1 protein-coding gene is annotated in these 18,073 nt (G+C 73.5%); it reads right to left on the reverse strand.

The window, feature by feature from the left end; genetic code table 11:
• Position 1 precedes the first annotated feature (1 nt).
• Positions 2–18,064, reverse strand: coding sequence for an amino acid adenylation domain-containing protein (locus tag AB0J40_RS25675; RefSeq protein ID WP_364457217.1), 18,063 nt, complete (start codon positions 18,062–18,064; stop codon positions 2–4).
• Between the last annotated feature and the right edge of the window lie 9 nt (positions 18,065–18,073).

Raw genomic sequence — 18,073 nt, forward strand, 5'->3', positions numbered from 1 at the left:
TCTACCTCGCGTCTCGGGTCACCAGCGCGGCCAGGCCGGCCGCTGTCGGGGTACGGAAGAACTCGGCGATCGGGAGCTCGGTCCCGAGCCGCTCGGCGATCCGGGTGCGCAGGAGCACGAGCAGCATCGAATGCCCGCCGAGGGCGAACAGGTCGTCGTCGGCACCGACCGCGCCGACGTCCAGGACCTCCGCGAAGATCTCGCAGAGGGTCTCTTCCAGGGGTGTTTCCGGGGCCCGGCCCCGGGTTTCGAACTCGGGTACCGGCAGCGCGGCCCTGTCGAGCTTGCCGTTGGGCGTCACCGGGAACGCGTCGAGCGGGACGATCGCCGCGGGCACCATGTACTCCGGCAGCGACCGCGCCACGAACTCCCGCAGCCGCACCGGATCCGCCGTCGCCGGGGTCGTGTAGGCGACCAGGCGCTTGTCCCGGTCCTCGCGGACGACGACCAGTGCCTGCTCCACGTCGTCGTGGCGGGCCAGCGCCGTTTCGATCTCGCCCGGCTCGATCCGGAAGCCGCGGACCTTGACCTGGTCGTCGGTGCGGCCGAGGTATTCGAGCTGCCCGTCCGGCCGCCACCGCACCAGGTCGCCGGTGCGGTACATCCGCTCCCCCGGCGGCCCGAACGGGTCGGCCACGAACCGGCCGGCGGTCAGCGCGGGCCGTTCGTGGTAGCCGCGGGCCAGTCCGGCGCCGGCCAGGTACAGCTCGCCGGGGACACCGGCCGGGACCGGGGTCAGGCCACCGTCGAGGACGTACGCGCGCGTGTTGTGCACCGGGCGGCCGACCACCGGGCGATCGGAATCGGCGAAGCGACCGACCAGAGCGTCCACAGTGGCCTCGGTCGGGCCGTAGAGGTTGTACGCCTCGGTGCCCGGCATCGACCGCAGCTGCTCCCACAGCGCCGGTGACACGGCCTCCCCGCCGACCCCGACGACCCCGAGGGCGCACTTCCCGTCCTCGACGACGCCGGCCGCGGCCAGCTGCGCGAAGTGCGACGGCGTCAGTTCGAGGAAGTCGAGCCCGCACTCGCGCACGACCGCGGCCAGCCGGTCGGGGTCGCGGCGGGTGTCGTCGTCGACGACGTGCACCTCGTGCCCGTCGAGCAGCCACAGCTGCGGCTGCCAGGAGGCGTCGAAGAAGAACGCCCACGCGTGCCCGACCCGCAGCCGGCGCCCGCCCGCCGCGGCGACCGCCGGGCGGTAGAGCGTCTCGCGGTGGCTGTGGAACAGGTTCACCAGCCCGGAGTGCGGGACCACGACGCCCTTGGGCTTGCCCGTGGAGCCGGAGGTGTAGAGCACGTATGCCGGGTTCGCGGGCGACGGCGGGGTGAGTACGACGGAACTGTCCACTGTGTCCTCAGGCAAGTCCTCGACGAACAGCGCACCGGGAACGGGCGAAGCCAGCGAACGGCTCGTGAGCACCAGCGTCGCCCCGGCGTCGGCGAGGATCGCCGAGATCCGCTCGACCGGCTGGTCCGGATCCACCGGCAGGTAGGCCGCACCCGTCTTGAACACGCCGAAGATCGCCTCGACGACCGACGCCGAGCGCGGCAACACCAGCGCCACGACCTTCTCCGGTCCCGCGCCCCGCGAAGCCAGCCACCGGGCCAGGCGGTCGGTCCGGGCCGCGAACTCCCCGAAGGTGACCCTGCGGGAAGCGTCGCTCACCGCGATCGCGCCGGGCGTCGCGGCGACCTGGGCGGCCAGCCGGTCCACCACGGTGGGCGCCGACGTCGTCAGCGGCTCGCCCGCGCCCCAGCCGCGCAGGATCCGGTGCCGCTCGGCGGGTTCGAGGACGTCGATCCGGCTGAGCGGCCGGTCCGGGTCCGCGACGACGGCCGTCACCAGCCGCACCAGGCGCTCGGTGAGCGTCCGGGCGGTCGGCTCGTCGAACAGGTCGAGGCTGAACTCGAGGTCGCCCTCGATGCCGGCGGGTGTCTCGACGAGGTCGAACGACAGGTCGAACTTCGCCCGGCGCAGGCCGGTGTCCCGATAGGACGCGTCGAGCCCCAGCAGTGACTCCTTCTCCGCCCCCGAGTGGTAGACGGCGAGCATGACCTGGAACAACGGGTGCCGGGCCAGGGACCGGGCCGGGTTGAGCAGCTCGACGAGGTGCTCGAACGGCAGGTCCTGGTGGGCGTACGCGGCCAGGTCGGCCTCCCGGACGCGGGCCAGCAGCTCGCGGAACGTCGGGTCGCCGCCGGTGTCGGTGCGCAGGACCAGGGTGTTGACGAAGAACCCGGCCAGGTCTTCCAGCGCGTGGTCCGTCCGGCCGGCGACGGGCGTGCCGAGCGGGATGTCGGTGCCCGCGCCGAGCCGGGTCAGCAGGGCCGCGAGGGCGGCCTGCAGCACCATGAACGTGCTGGTGCCGCTGCCGTGGGCCAGCTCGCGAAGTCCACCGTGGACCTCGGCGGGCACGGTGAACGGCACGGCCGCACCGCGGTTCGTCGAGCGCGCCGGGCGGGGCCGGTCCGCGGGCAGCGCCAGCTCGTCCGGCAGCCCGGCGAGGGTGTCCCGCCAGAACGCGGCCTGCCGGCCGAGGATGCTGTCCGGGTCGTCGGCCCGGCCGAACATCTCGCGCTGCCAGAGCGTGTAGTCGGCGTACTGCACCGGCAACGGCGTCCACTGTGGACTTCCACCGCGCAGCCGGGCGGCGTACGCGGTGTCGAGGTCCCGCTTGAGCGGCGGCAACGACCAGCCGTCGCCCGCGATGTGGTGCACCAGCAGGACGAACAGGTGCCGCTCGGGTCCGGCCGACACGAGGGTCGCCCGGACCGGGATCTCGGCGTCCAGGCTGAAGCAGTACGACGCCGCCGCCGTGACGCTCTCGTCGAGGTCGGCCGCCGTCTCCGTGACCAGCACCGGCCGCGCGCGGTCGTCGCCGGGGGCCAGCACCACCTGCCGGGGCGCACCTCGGTCCTCGACCAGGATCGTGCGCAGGACTTCGTGGCGCGCCACGACATCGGCGAGCGCCGCCCGCAGCGCGTCGGCGTCCACCGGCCCGGTCAGCTCCCACGCCCACGGGATGTTGTAGGTGGCGCTCAGTCCGTCCAGCCGGTCGAGGAACCACAGGCGCTGCTGGGCGAACGACAGCGGCAGCACCGCGGGCCGCTCGGCCGGCACCAGCGCCGGACGGCTTTCCCGGCCCGGGTCGAGGAGGTCCGCGAGCCGGGCCGGGGTCGGCGCGTCGAACACCGCCCGGATCGGGACCTCGACGCCGAGCAACGCGCGGATCCGGCTGACCAGCCGCGTCGCCAGCAGCGAATGCCCCCCGAGGGCGAAGAAGCCGTCGTCCGGGCCGACCCGCGGCACGCCGAGGACGTCGGCGAAGAGGTCGCACAGCGCCTGCTCGGCCGGTGTCCGCGCCTCGCGGCCCGAGGTCCGGACCACCGGGTCGGGCAGCGCGGCGCGGTCGAGCTTGCCGTTGGCGTTCACCGGCAGTTCCGGCAGCACGACGATCGCCGAGGGCACCAGGTGGTCCGGCAGCCGGTCGGCCAGCCGCGCCCGCAGCGCGGCCGGGTCCCCGGCCGGCGCGACGTAAGCGATCAGGGCGCCGGAGCGGGCGATCACGACCGCACGGGCGACCGAGGCGTCGGCCGTCAGCGCGGCTTCCACCTCGCCCGGCTCGACCCGGAAACCGCGGATCTTCAGCTGCTGGTCCGCCCGCCCGACGAACTCGAGGGCGCCGTCGGCGCGGCGGCGGACGAGGTCGCCGGTGCGGTACACCCGCTCCCCCGGCTCGAACGGTGACGCCACGAACCGTTCGGCCGTGAGCGCCGGACGGCCGAGGTAGCCCCGCGCGACGCCTGCACCCGCCAGGTACAGCTCACCGCTGACGCCCGGCGGCACCGGCCGCAACGCCGCGTCGAGGACGTACGCGCGGGTGTTCGCGACCGGCCGCCCGATGGCCACCGGCCCGCAGTCCTGCGCGAGGCTGTCGCCGGCCACCTCCGAGCAGCCGTACAAGTTGATCAGCTTCGCCGACGGCCACCGCCGCCGCACCTTCTCGGCGAGCGCTTCGGAAAGCGGTTCACCACTCGTGATCCACGTCGTCACGGTGTCGAACGCCCCGGCCGGGCCGTCTTCGGCGAAGCTGTCGAGCAGGCTCGGCACCACGGTCAGCACCTGGGCGCCGGACGCGCGGACGAGTTCGGCGAGCGCGTGCGGGTCGGTCGCGGTCGCGTCGTCGGCGAGGACGACCGGGTCGCCCGCGACGAGCCCGCCGAGCAGCTCGGTCGAGCCGTCGATGAAGGTCAGCGCGCTCTTCGCGAGTCGTACGCCTCCGGCGATCCGGCGCCCCCAGTGCAGCCGGTTGGCCAACGCGAGCTGGGTACCGGCGACGGCCTTGGGGCGGCCCGTCGACCCGGACGTGAAGATCAGGTACGCCGGGTGGTCCGGGCGGATCGGCGGCCACACCGGTTCGGGCCCGGTGTCGCCGGGCCGCACGAGCCGGTCTCCGAAGCCGTCCCGGGCGATGACCAGGTGCGGATCGGCGTCGGCGAGCATCAGCTCGACGCGCTCGGCGGGATGGTTCAGGTCCAGGGGCAGGTAGGCGGCGCCGGTCTTGAGCACCGCCAGGAGCGCGACGACGAGGTCGGCCGAGCGCGGCAGCGCGACCGCCACCACCCGTTCCGGCCCGGCACCGCGCGCGAGCAGGGCGCGGGCGAGCGTCGTCGCCCGCGCGTCCAGCTCGGCGTAGGTGAGCGTTTCGGCCCCGAACACCAGGGCCGGTGCGTCCGGCGTCCGGGCCGCTTGCGCGGCGAACAGTCCGGCGGCCGTCTCCGCGGGCAACGGCGTCGCGGGATCGGCGGCGAGCCGCTCGTGCTCCGCCGCGGTGAGCAGGTCGACCGCGCCGATCCGGGTGTCCGGGTCGGCCACGACGGCCTGCAGCAGCATCCGGAGCCGGTCCAGGATGGCCTCGACGCTCGCGCGGTCGAAGACGTCGCTGTTGTACTCCGCGGTGCCGCGGATCCCGGCCTGGTGACCGGGTCGTTCCCCGACGAAGAACGTCAGGTCGGCGCGGGCGGTGCCGGTGCGGACCGGTTCCTCCGCGACGGCCAGGCCGGGCAGCGCGAGGTCGGCGACGGCGTTGTTCTGCCACGCGAGCATCGTCTGGAACAGCGGGTGGTACGCCAGCGACCGGACCGGGTTCAGCGCTTCGACCAGCCGCTCGAACGGCACGTCCTGGTGCGCGTAGGCGTCGAGACTGCGGTCCCGCACCCGGGCGACGAGCTCGCGGAACGACGGGTCGCCGCCGGTGTCCACACGCAGCACCAGCGTGTTGACGAAGAACCCGACGAGGTCGTCCAGCGCGGCGTCGGTCCGGCCGGCGATGGACGTGCCGACCGGGATGTCAGTGCCCGCGCCGAGCCGGGTGAGCACGGCGGTGAGCCCGGCGTGCACGACCATGAACACGCTCGCGCCGCAGGCGCGGGCCAGCTCGACGAGTCCACTGTGGAGCTCGGCGTCCCAGCCGAAGGCGAACTGCTCGCCGCGGTAGGACGCCTCGGCCGGGTGCGGCCGGTCGGTCGGCAGCTCGATCCGCTCCGGGAGACCGGCGAGGGTTTCGCGCCAGTAGGCCAGCTGCGGCTCGATCACCGGCTCGCCGAGGACGTCCCGCTGCCACAGCGTGTAGTCCGCGTACTGCACCGGCAACGGCGTCCAGCCGGGAGCCTGCCCGGCCTGTCGCGCGGTATAGGCCGTCGCGAGGTCTCGCCACAGGGGCGCGGTCGACCAGCCGTCGGAGGCGATGTGGTGGAACACCAGCACGAGGACGTGCTCCCGGGCGCCGAGCCGCAGCAGTTCCGCGCGCAGCGGGATCTCCGACTCCAGCCGGAACACCGTGTGCGCCACTTCGGACACGGCGTCGGCGAGCGTCGCCTCGGTGACCGTGCGGGTGGGCAGCGCGATCGTGACGTCGTCGAGGATCCGCTGCCGGGCTTGGCCGTCGACCTCCGGGAAGACCGTGCGCAGGGCCTCGTGGCGGCCGGCCACATCGGACAGGGCGAGCCTCAGCGCATCGGTGTCGAGGTCGCCGGTCAGCCGGACCGCGGTCGGCATGTTGTACGTCGCCGACGGACCTTCCAAGCGGTGCAGGAACCACAGCCGCTGCTGGGCGAACGACAGCGGCAGGACGTCCGGACGCGGCTCGACCCGATCCAGCGCGGGCCGGGCTGCCGACGTGTCCGAAGTGGACAGCAAGGCGGCGAGCCCGGCGACCGTCGGCGTCTCGAAGACCGACCGCACCTGCAGCTCGACGCCGAACACGGCGCGCAGCCGCGCGACCAGGCGCGTCGCCATCAGCGAATGCCCGCCGAGGGCGAAGAAGTCGTCGTCGACGCCGATCGACGCGGTGTCGAGGACCTCGGCGAACAGTCCGCAGAGGACCTCCTCGACCGGCGTCCGCGGGGCGCGGCCGACGGTGCCGGCGTGGGTGTCCGGGCTCGGCAGGGCGCGGCGGTCGAGCTTGCCCGACGCGAGCAGCGGCAGCCGGTCCAGCACGACGAACGCGGACGGCACCATGTACTGCGGCAGCCGGTCGCGGACGTGGGCGCGCAGGGCCGAGACCAGGGCGCCGGTGTCCCGTTGCCCGGCCGGGTGGTTGCCCAGCGTCTCCAGCGCGGCCCGGACCGGCTTGCCCCGGTGGATCCGCGTCGGCTCGCCGGTGGTGAACACGACTTCGAGGAAGCCCTCCTGTGCCGGGGCCGCGAAGACGCGGTAGCCGAGGTCTTGCAGCTTCTCGATGTCCACTCCGGACGGCTCGGCGTCCAACGCGGACAGTGCGGCGTCGGCATCGCCCTCGGCGAGCGCGGCGACGGCGGCCAGCTCACCGGACAACCGCGCGTCCGGCACCCCGGTGACCCGGAGCCGGGCCGGGCGCTCGGCGAGCAGCCGCACCAGCTCGTCGAGCGAGGTGAACGGGACGACGGTCTCCTCGACCGCCGCGGGCTTCGGCGCCTTCCGCAGGACGACGTCGTAGCGGTGCCGGGTCAGCTCGTTGTGCGCGTGACCGCGCTTGACCCACAGGTCGACGTCGTCGAAGCCGTCCAGCTCACGGGCCAGCGTCGCGAAGAAGTCCGGGTCCAGCAGCAGCTCGCCCTCGCGGGCGATCGCCTGGTCGACCGCGGCCGTGGTCCGGCGGCCGTGGCGCAGCTCGGTCGCCGTCCGGAACGCCCGCAGCGACCGCAGGTTCCGGATGTCGCCGAGGAAGATCACCCCGCCCGGGGCGACCCGCGCGGCGGCCGCGCGGAGCACCTCGGCGAGGTAGCCGACGCTCGGGAAGTACTGCGCGACCGAGTTGACGATCACGGTGTCGAACGGCTCGGCCGGCAGCTCGCCCAGGTCGTGTGCCGGGCGGGCCGCGAGGTGGACCTTGTCCGCGAACGGCGTCGCCGCGAGTTCGCGCCGCAGGTTGGCGATCGCCTTCTCGGAGAGGTCGACGCCCCAGTACGCCTCGGCGTCCGGCGCGATCCGGGAGAGGATCAGCCCCGAGCCGACGCCGATTTCGAGTACCCGCTTAGGCTGGAGCGATCGGATCCGCTCGATCGTCGCGGCGTGCCATTCGCGCATCTCGCCGAGGGGGATCTCGGAGCCGTCGTAGCTGGAGTTCCAGCCGGTGAAGTTCTCCTCGAGGCCGCCGGACGCCGCCTCCGTGAAGACGTTCTCGTGCAGCTCGCGCCATTCGCCGACGTGATCCAGCTCGGCCTCTTCGTCGCGGCCGGCGGCCGGGACGGCGTAGGCGACGAGCCGCCCGTCCCGGGCGATCACGACGGACTGGCCGACGGCCGGGTGCTCGGCGATGACGGTCTCGATCTCGCCCGGTTCGATGCGGTAGCCGCGGATCTTGACCTGGTCGTCCGCGCGGCCCAGGAAGACCAGCCGTCCGTCCGGCAGCCACTTCACCAGGTCGCCGGTGCGGTAGAGCCGGCCGCCCTCGCCGAAGGGGTCCGCGACGAACCGTTCGGACGTCAGCCCGGGCCGCCCGAGGTAGCCGCGCGCCAACCCGGACCCGGCCAGGTACAGCTCCCCCACCACGCCGGGCGGGACCGGCCGCAGCCCGGCGTCGAGCACGTACGCCCGGGTCCCGGGGTCGGGGACGCCGATCGGGACGACGGTCGCGTCCGCCAGCTCGACGGGGTCGCTTTCGCCGAGTGTGGAGTTGGTGGTCGCTTCGGTCGGGCCGTAGGCGTTGAACATCCGCCGTCCGGGCGCCCACCGTTTGACGAGCTCCGGCGACACGCGTTCGGTACCGGCCAGCAACACGCTGTCGCGCGGCAGGTCGCAGTCTTCCGGCATGGCGTCGAGCAGCGCGGGCGGCAGGATCATGAAGTCCACGGCGTGCTGGTGCGCGTACTCGGTCAGCGCGGGTCCGGCGACCCGGCGTTCGGCCGGGACGACGACCAGGCGGCCGCCGGAAAGCAGGCCGAGGCACAGGTCCCAGAAGGCGACGTCGAAGCTCGGCGACGCGAACTGCAGCACCCGGCTGTGCGGGCCGATCCCGAACCGCTCGACCTGGGTGGCCACGAGCTTGGCGACGCCCGAGTGCTGGAGGACGACCCCCTTGGGCCGCCCGGACGAGCCGGACGTGTAGATCACGTAAGCCGCGTTCTCCGGCTTGACCACGACCGCCGGGTCCGTTGTGGACATTTCGTCGAGTTCCGCTTCATCCAACAGCACGCGAGGAACGTCCGCGGGGAGCTTGGCGTCGAACTCCCGGGTCGTCACGACGCAGACCGGGCGCGCGTCTTCGACCATGTACGCGATCCGGTCGCCGGGGTAGTCGACGTCGACCGGCAGGTAGGCGGCGCCCGCCTTGAGCACGGCCAGCTCGGCCACGATCATCTCGACCGACCGCGGCACCGCGAGTGCGACCACGCCCTCCGGGCCGGCACCGCGCTCGAGGAGCAGGTGCGCGAGCCGGTTCGCGCGCGCGTTCACCTCGGCGTAGGTCAGTTCGACGTCCTCGAAGACGAGCGCCACGGCGTCCGGTGCTTCGGCCACGCGGCGGGCGAACAGGCCGGGGAACGTCTCGGTGCCCGCGGGTGCGAGCGAACCGGCCCACTCATCGAGGATCAGGTCGCGCTCGTCGCCGGCGAGGAGGTCGAGGGCGCCGACCGGACGGTCGGGCTCGGCGAGGGCCGCGCGCAGCAGGACTTCGAGGCGGCGCAGGATCGCGTTCGCGCCCGCGTGGTCGAAGACGTCGGCGTTGAACTCCAGCACGCCGGCGATCCCGGTCTCGCGTTCGGTGAGCGAGATCGACAGGTCGAACTTCGACGTCCCGGTGGTCACCGGGATCTCCGTGACGGTGAGGCCGGGCAGGGCGACCTCGGCGCGCGCGTTGTTCTGGCCGGCGATCATCACCTGGAACAGCGGGTGGTGGGACAGCGAACGCGCCGGGTTGAGTACTTCGACCAGGCGCTCGAACGGGACGTCCTGGTGGGCGTAGGCGTCGAGGTTGCGTTCGCGGACGCGGGCGACGAGGTCGCGGAAGGTCGGCTCGCCGCCGGTGTCGACGCGCAGGACGAGGGTGTTGACGAAGAACCCGACGAGGTCGTCGAGCGCGGAGTCGGTGCGACCGGCGATGGGCGAGCCGATCGGGACGTCGGTGCCCGCGCCGAGCCGGGTGAGCAGGGCGGCCAGCGCCGCGTGCACGACCATGAACACACTCGCGCCGGACTCGCGGGCCAGCTCGGCCAGCCGCGCGTGCAGGTCGGCGTCCCAGGTGAAGGTGTGCAGTTCGCCGCGGAAGGTCGCGGTCGCCGGGTGCGGCCGGTCGAGCGGCAGCTCGATGCGGTCGGGCAGGCCGTCGAGGGTCTCGCGCCAGTAGTCCAGCTGCGTGCTGAGCACGCTGTCCGGGTCGTCTTCGCGGCCGAGCAGATCCTGCTGCCACAGCGTGTAGTCCGCGTACTGCACCGGCAACGGTGTCCACTGTGGAGCCTCGCCGACGCGGCGGGCGGCGTAGGCGGTGGCGATGTCCCGCCACAGCGGGGCCATCGACCAGCCGTCGGAGGCGATGTGGTGGAACACCAGCGCCAGGACGTGCTCGCGGTCGCCGAGCCGCAGCAGTTCCGCGCGCATCGGCACCTCGCGCTCGAGGTCGAACGAGCCGCGGACGAGCCCGGTCAGTTCGGCGTCGAGGTCGGTGACGTCCCGCACGGGCAGGTCGACCTCCGCGGCCGGGAGGACGTCCTGGTACGGCACGCCGTCGCGCTGCGGGAAGCGGGTCCGCAGGGCCTCGTGGCGCGCGACCACATCGGACAGTGCGGTACGCAGCGCCTCGACGTCGACCTCGCCCTCCAGGCGCATGATCAGCGGGACGTTGTAGGTGGCCGACGGGCCTTCGAGGTGGTGCAGGAACCACAGCCGCTGCTGCGCGCCCGACAACGGCACCAGTGCCGGGCGGTCCACCGGGACGAGCGGTGGACGCGCCGTGCCGGTCCCGGTGCCGACCAGTGCCGCCAGGCCGGCGGCGGTCGGCGTCTCGAAGACCGAACGGACTTCCAGCTCGGCGTGCAACGTCGTGCGGATGCGCGCGATCAGCCGGGTGGCCAGCAGCGAATGGCCGCCGAGGGCGAAGAAGCTGTCGTCCGGGCCGACCCGCGGCAGGCCCAGGACGTCGGCGAACAGCGCGCACAGCTGCCGTTCGGCCGGGGTGCGCGGCTCGCGGTCCGAGGTCGGGGCGACCGGGTCGGGCGAGGGCAGGGCGCGGCGGTCGAGCTTGCCGTTGGCGGTCACCGGGAGCGCGTCGAGCACGACGATCGCCGAGGGCACCATGTGCTCGGGCAGCCGCTCGGCCGCGAGAGTACGCAGGTCGGCGGTGAGCGTGCTGATCCGGCGGAACCGGCCGGGGTTGCCCGTGTAGGACAGCAGCGGGCCGGTGCCGGGCCGGAAGGCGCCGGCGGGATCCCCGGTCGTGAAGACCACGTCGACCGAGCCGTCGCCCTCGGCGGACCAGGTGACGACCGTACGGTAGCCGTGCGCGTCCCCGAATTCGTACCAGTCCTCGGGGTCCACCCCGCCCGGTGCGGTACGGCCGTTCGGAACGCGCTCGATCCGGCTCGGGCCGGCGACCTCGTCCACGGTGGACAGATCCGTGCCCCACCCGAGTGCGGGGACCTCGGGCGCGGCGGCCGTGCCGGGGCGCAGGACCACGTCGTAGCGGTACTGGGTCAGCTCGTTGACCGCCCGGCCGCGCTTGACCCGGATGTCCGCGGTGACGCCGGGGAGCCCGGCGAAGAACTCGGGCGCGACGAGGAGTTCCTTTTCCCGCAGGAGGTTCTGCTCGACGTCGCCCCCGCGCGCTTCGGCCACCGCCGTGTGGAAGGCGCGGACCTGGCGGAGGTCGCGGACGTCGCCGACGAACAGCGACCCACCCGGCGCGAGCAGCTCGAGGGCCCCGCGCAGCACCTCCAGCAAGTACTTCCCGCTCGGGAAGTACTGGACGACGGAGTTGAGCACGATGGTGTCGAAGAACCCGGACGGCAGGCCGGACAGGTCCGCGGCGTCGCCGGTGCGCAGTTCGACGCGACCGGCGAGCGCGGGATCGGCCTCGACCCGGCGGCCCAGCGACGCGATGACCTCGGCGGAGAAGTCCGTGCCCCAGTACGTCTCGCAGTGCGGGGCCAGCTCGGTCAGCAGCAGACCGGTGCCGACGCCGATCTCGAGAACCCGCCGCGGCCGCAGCTCGCGGATGCGCGTGACGATCGCGTCCCGCCACTCCCGCATCTCGGCGCGCGGGATCGGTTCGCCGGTGTAGCTGGAGTTCCAGCCCTCGAACTCGTCGTCGGTGGCCGCGTACATCGAGTCGTACAGCTCGCGCCACTCGCCGACCTGCTCGGTCTCCTCGTCCGCCGTGCTCGCGGTGTCGGCGGGGACGACGTACCCGACCAGGCGGACGTCGCCCGGCCGGTCCTCCCGCGCCACGACCACGGCGTGCGCGACGTCGTCGTGCGCGGCGAGGGTGGCGGCGATCTCGCCGGGCTCGACCCGGAAACCGCGGATCTTGAGCTGCTCGTCGCCGCGGCCGAGGAACTCGAGGACGCCGTCGGGGCGGAAGCGGGCGAGGTCGCCGGTGCGGTACATCCGGGAGCCCGGCGCGCCGAACGGGTCGGCGACGAACCGTTCCGCGCTGAGCCCGGGCCGGCCGAGGTAGCCGCGGGCCAGCTGGACACCGGCGAGGTACAGCTCGCCGGCGGTGCCCGGCGGTACCGGACGCAGTGCGGCGTCGAGGACGTAGGTCCGGGTGTTCCACACCGGACGTCCGATCGGGACAGTGGTGTCCTCGGGGGACGTCCGCCAGGCCGTGACGTCGACCGACGCCTCGGTCGGGCCGTAGAGGTTGTGCAGTTCGGCGTCGAGGACCTGGCCGAACCGGTCGACGGCGTCGAGCGGCAGGGCCTCGCCGCTGCACAGGACCCGCCGCAGGCTGGTGCACTCCCCCGCCGCGGGCTCCTGCAGGAACACCTGGAGCATCGACGGGACGAAGTGGACGGTCGTGATCCCGCGGTCGCGGATCAGCCGGGCGAGGTAGGCGGGGTCCTTGTGGCCGTCGGGCCGGGCCAACACCTCGGTCGCGCCGGTGATGAGCGGCCAGAGGAACTCCCACACGGAGACGTCGAAGCTCGACGGCGTCTTCTGCAGGACGCGGTCGTCGCCGGTCAGGCCGTATTCGTCCTGCATCCAGAGCAGGCGGTTGACGATGCCCTCGTGCGGCACGACGACGCCCTTGGGGCGGCCCGTCGAGCCGGAGGTGTAGATGACGTACGCCGGGTTTTCCGGCCGGAGGCCGACCTCGAGCGGCGCGTCCGAAACGCCGGCCACGGTCTCCGGCTCGTCCAGGAGCAGCGCACCCGCGACGGCCGTCTCCGCGGTCGCCAGCACCAGGGCGGGCCGGGCGTCTTCGAGCATGAACGCGATGCGGTCTGCCGGGTAGCCCGGGTCGAGCGGCAGGTAGGCCGCGCCCGTCTTGAGCACCGCGAGGATGGCCGTGACCAGGTGTGTCGACCGCGGCAGGGCCAAAGCGACGACGCGTTCGGGCCCGGCGCCGCGCCCGGCGAGAACACGGGCGAGGCGGTTCGAGGCGGCGTCCAGCTCGGCGTAGGTCAGCTCATCGCCTTCGAAGACGAGCGCGGTCGCGTCCGGCGTCCGCGCGGCCTGGGCGGCGAACAGCTCGGGCACGGTGACCGCGGGGACGTCTTCGCGCGGGCCCGACCAGATCTTTTCGAGGCTGTCACGGTCGGCCGGGGTGAGCACGTCCAGCGCGCCCAGGCGGCGGTCCGGGGCGGCGATGGCCTGGCGCAGCAGGACTTCGAGGCGGTCGAGCAGACCGGTCACGGTTTCGCGGTCGAAGACCTCGGCGTTGAACTCGGCCTGCCCGTGGATGCCGTCGGCCCGCTCGGTGAAGGAGAACCAGAGGTCGAACTTGGCCGTGCCGGTGCCGACGGGCCGCTCGGTGACGGTCAGCCCGGGCAGCTCGACGCCGGCGCCGGGGGTGTTCTGCCAGGCGAGCATCGTCTGGAACAGCGGGTGGTGGGACAGCGAACGCGCCGGGTTGAGTACTTCGACCAGGCGCTCGAACGGCACGTCCTGATGGGCGTAGGCGTCCAGGCTGCGGTCCCGCACCCGGGCGACGAGGTCGCGGAACGACGGGTCGCCGCCGGTGTCCACACGCAGCACCAGCGTGTTGACGAAGAACCCGACGAGGTCGTCCAGCGCGGGGTCGGTCCGCCCGGCGATCGGCGTGCCGATCGCGATGCCCGTTCCGCCGCCGAGCCGGGACAGCAGCGCGGTCAGGCCGGCGTGCACGACCATGAACGGGCTCGCGCCGCACGCGCGGGCCAGCTCGGTCAGCCCCGCCTGCAGATCGGCGTCCCAGGCGAAGGTGAAGAACCCGCCGCGGTAGGCGGACACCGCCGGGTGCGGCCGGTCGAGCGGGAGCGGGATCCGGTCGGGCAGGCCGTCGAGTGTCCGGCGCCAGTAGTCGAGCTGCGCGCTTTCTTCGGCCTCGAGGAGTTCCCGTTGCCAGAGCGTGTAGTCCGCGTACTGCACCGGCAAGGGCGTCCACTGTGGAGCCTCGCCGCGCGAGCGGGCGCGGTAGGCCGTGGCGATGTCCCGCCACAGCGGGGTGAGCGACCAGCCGTCGGCCGCGATGTGGTGCACGACGAGGACGAGCACGTGCCGCCGCGGGTCGACGGTCAGCAGGGCCGCCCGTACCGGGACGCCCGCGCCGAGATCGAACACACCGCGGACGAGGTCGGCCACGATCTCGTCCACTTCGGACTCGGCAACGGCGTGCAGGCCCAGCTCGACCGAAGCCTCGGCCAGGATTTCCTGGTACGGAACGCCGTCGGCGGTCGGGAAGACCGTCCGCAGGGCCTCGTGCCGGCCGAGGACGTCGTGCAGCGCCGTCCGCAGCGCCTCGACGTCCAGTTCACCGGCCAGCCGCATGACGAGCGGGACGTTGTAGGTCGCCGAGCCGCCCTCCAGGCCGTGCAGGAACCAGAGCCGCTGCTGCGCGAACGACAGCGGCAGCCGCTCCGGCCGGTCGGCGACGCGGGTGAGCGGGCGCCGTTCGGTGCCGGTCACCGCGCCGGCGAGGAGGTCGGCGAGCGCGGCCGGGGTCGGCGCGTCGAACACCGCCCGCACCGGCACCTCGGCGCCGACGGCCGCGCGGATGCGCTGGATCAGCCGCGTCGCGAGCAGCGAATGCCCGCCGAGGGCGAAGAAGTCGTCGTCGGGCCCTGCCTGCGGGACCCCGAGGACGTCGGCGAACATTTCGCACAGCAGCTGTTCGACGGGGTTGCGCGGGGCGCGGCCCGGGCCGGCGGCGAACCGCTCGGGGCTGGGCAGGGCCTTGCGGTCGAGCTTGCCCGAAGCCAGGACCGGCAGCTTGTCGAGCACGACGAACGCCGAGGGCACCATGTACCGCGGCAGCCGGTCCCGCACGTGCGCCCGCAGCGACGCCACCAGCGCGCCGGTGTCCCGCCGCGCCGCCGGGTTGTTGGCGTACGACGCCGGCGTGCCCGATTGCCGGCCGGGGCGATAGACCTGGCTGTCGTCCCCCCTCGTGAAGACGGCCTCCAGCACCCCGGCCTCGGCGGCCCAGGTCACCGCGACCCGGTAGCCTGCGGTCTCGCCGAGCCGGTGCAGGTCCTCCGGGTCGACGCCGTCGCGGCGCTCGAGCGCCTCGCGAGCGGCGGCCGGATCGCCGGTGTCGAGGGCACGCGCCGCCGCCAGCTCACCGGACAACCGCGCGTCCGGGATGCCGGTGACCCGCAACCGCTCCGGGACCTCGGCGGCCAGGAAACGTTCCACCGCACCGAGATCGCCGAACGCGACGACCTGCTCGTCGACCGGCTCCGGCTTCGGCGCCTTCCGCAGGACGACGTCGTAGCGGTGGCGGGTCAGCTCGTTGTGCGCCCGGCCGCGCTTCACCCAGAGGTCGACGTCGCCGAAGCCGTCGAGGCCGCGGGCGAGGGCCGGGAAGAAGTCCGGGTCGAGCACCAGCTCGCCCTCGCGGGCGATCGCCTGGTCGACTCCCGCCACGTCGGCGCGGCCGTGCCGCAGCTCGACGGCGGTCCGGAACGCGCGCAGCGACCGGAGGTTGCGGATGTCGCCGAGGAAGATCGTGCCGCCGGGCTTCAGGTGGCCCGCGGCGGTTTTCACGACCTCGGTGAGGTAGTCGGCGCTCGGGAAGTACTGCGCGACCGAGTTGACGATCACGGTGTCGAACGGCTCGGGCGGCAGCTCGCCCAGGTCGTGCGCCGGGCGGGCCGCGAGGTGCACCCGGTCGGCGTAGGGCGTCGCAGCGACCTCGCGCCGGACGTTCTCGATCGCGCTCTCGGAAAGGTCCACGCCCCAGTACGTTTCGGCGTCCGGGGCGATCCGCGAGAGGATGAGCCCGCTGCCGACGCCGATCTCCAGGACCCGCTTCGGCGCGAGGGAGCGGATCCGGTCGATCGTCGCCGCGTGCCACTCCCGCATCTGTTCGAGCGGGATGTCGGAGCCGTCGTAGCTGGAGCTCCAGCCGGCGAAGTTCTCTTCGATGCCGGTGGAGCCGGCCAGCATCTCCTCGTGGACGGCGTGCCACTCCTCGACGTGGCCCTGCTCGGCCGCCTGGTCGCGGTCGGGCAGCGGCACGGCGTAGGCGACGAGCCTGCCGTCGTGGGCGACGACGACCGACTGGCCGACGCGCGGGTGCTCGGTGAGCACCGACTCGATCTCGCCCAGCTCGATGCGGTAGCCGCGGATCTTGACCTGGTCGTCCGCGCGGCCCAGGAACACCAGCCGCCCGTCCGGCAGCCACTTCACCAGGTCACCCGTGCGGTAGAGCCGGTCGCCCGCACCGAAGGGGTTGGCCACGAACCGTTCCGACGTCAGACCGGGACGGCCGAGGTACCCGCGCGCCAGGCCGGAACCGGCGAGGTACAGCTCGCCGGCGACGCCGACCGGGACCGGCGCGAGCGAGGCGTCGAGGACGTACGCGCGGGTGCCCGGGTCCGGGACGCCGATCGGCACGGCCGAGCCGGGCGCGATCTCCGGGTCGCACAGCCCGAGCGTCGAGTTGGTCGTGGCTTCGGTCGGGCCGTAGGCGTTGAACATCCGGCGGCCGGGGGCCCACCTCCGGACGAGTTCCGGCGACACGCGTTCGGTGCCGGCCAGCAGCACGCTGTCGCGCGGCAGGTCGCAGTCGTCGGGGAACTCCGCGAGCAACGCGGGCGGCAGGATCATGAAGTCGACGCAGTGGGTGTGGGCGTACTCGGCGAGTTCGGGGCCGGGCACGCGCCGCTCGGCGGGCACGACCACCAGGCGCCCACCGGACAGCAGACCGAGGCACAGGTCCCAGAACGCGACGTCGAAGCTCGGCGACGCGAACTGCAGCACCCGGCTGTGCGGGCCGACGCCGAACCGCTGCGACTGCGTCGCGACGAGCTTCGCGACCCCCGCGTGGGACACCACGACGCCCTTGGGCCGCCCGGTGGAGCCGGACGTGTAGATGACGTAGGCCGCGTTCATCGGGACGATCGCGGCTGGTGGCTCCGTGTCCGGCGCCGCCGCGAGGTCCAGGTCTTCGAGGAGAACCGGACTCTCGAAGTGATCCGCCAGCTCAGCGGTGGTCAGCACGCACACCGGGCGGGCGTCGCCGACCATGAACGCGAGTCGCTCGGCCGGGTAGTCCGGGTCCAGCGGGAGGTACGCGGCACCGGCCTTGAGCACGGCCAGTTCGGCGACGATCATCTCGACCGACCGCGGCACGGCCAGCGCGACGACCCGCTCCGGCCCGGCGCCGCGGCCGATGAGGACATGGGCGAGCCGGTTCGCGCGCGCGTCCAGCTCGGCGTAGGTCAGCTGCTCGTCTTCGAAGACGAGCGCCACGGCGTCCGGCGCCTCGCGGACGCGGGCGGCGAACAGCTCCGGCAGTGTCGACAGCGGCGTGCCGAGATCGGTGTCGTTCCACTCTTCGAGGAGCTGTCGCAGTTCCGGCGCGCTCATCAGGTCCAGCCGTTCGACCGGCCACTGTGGACGCTGCCGCGCGTCGGCCAGCAGGTTCGCCAGGTGCCCGAGCACGCGGTCCACTGTGGACTCGTCGAGGACGTCGGCACGGTAGTCGGCGACGAGTTCGCCCTCACGGAGGAGGAGGTTCAGGTCGAGCGGGAGGTCCGTCTCGGCGCCGAAGCCGACGCTGACGAGCACCGCTCCCCCGCGACCGGGCTCGGGCTTCAGCTCGGCGACCAGCTCGTCCAGCGGGACTTCGTGCGCCAGCACCTCTTCGCGCGCGTCACGCACGCGCGTGACGACGTCGGCGAAACCGGGCGAGCCACCGAGATCGACCCGCAGGGGCGTCAGCGAGCCGATGCCGAGGACGACGTCGGTGGTTCCCGCGTACCGGGACAGCAGCACGACGAACGCCGCCAGAAGCGTCAGGTCGTCGGCGTCCGGCCGGGGGCGGGTCAGCTGGGCCCGGACGGGCTCCGCGGCGTACGGCCGGTCGACCGGCAGCGCGAGCTCCTTCGGTGCCGAGGCGAGGCGGTCACGCCAGAATTCCAGCTCCGCCACCTGCTGCACAGCGTCACC

The organism is Amycolatopsis sp. NPDC049691 (assembly GCF_040675005.1).
Taxonomy (GTDB): domain Bacteria; phylum Actinomycetota; class Actinomycetes; order Mycobacteriales; family Pseudonocardiaceae; genus Amycolatopsis.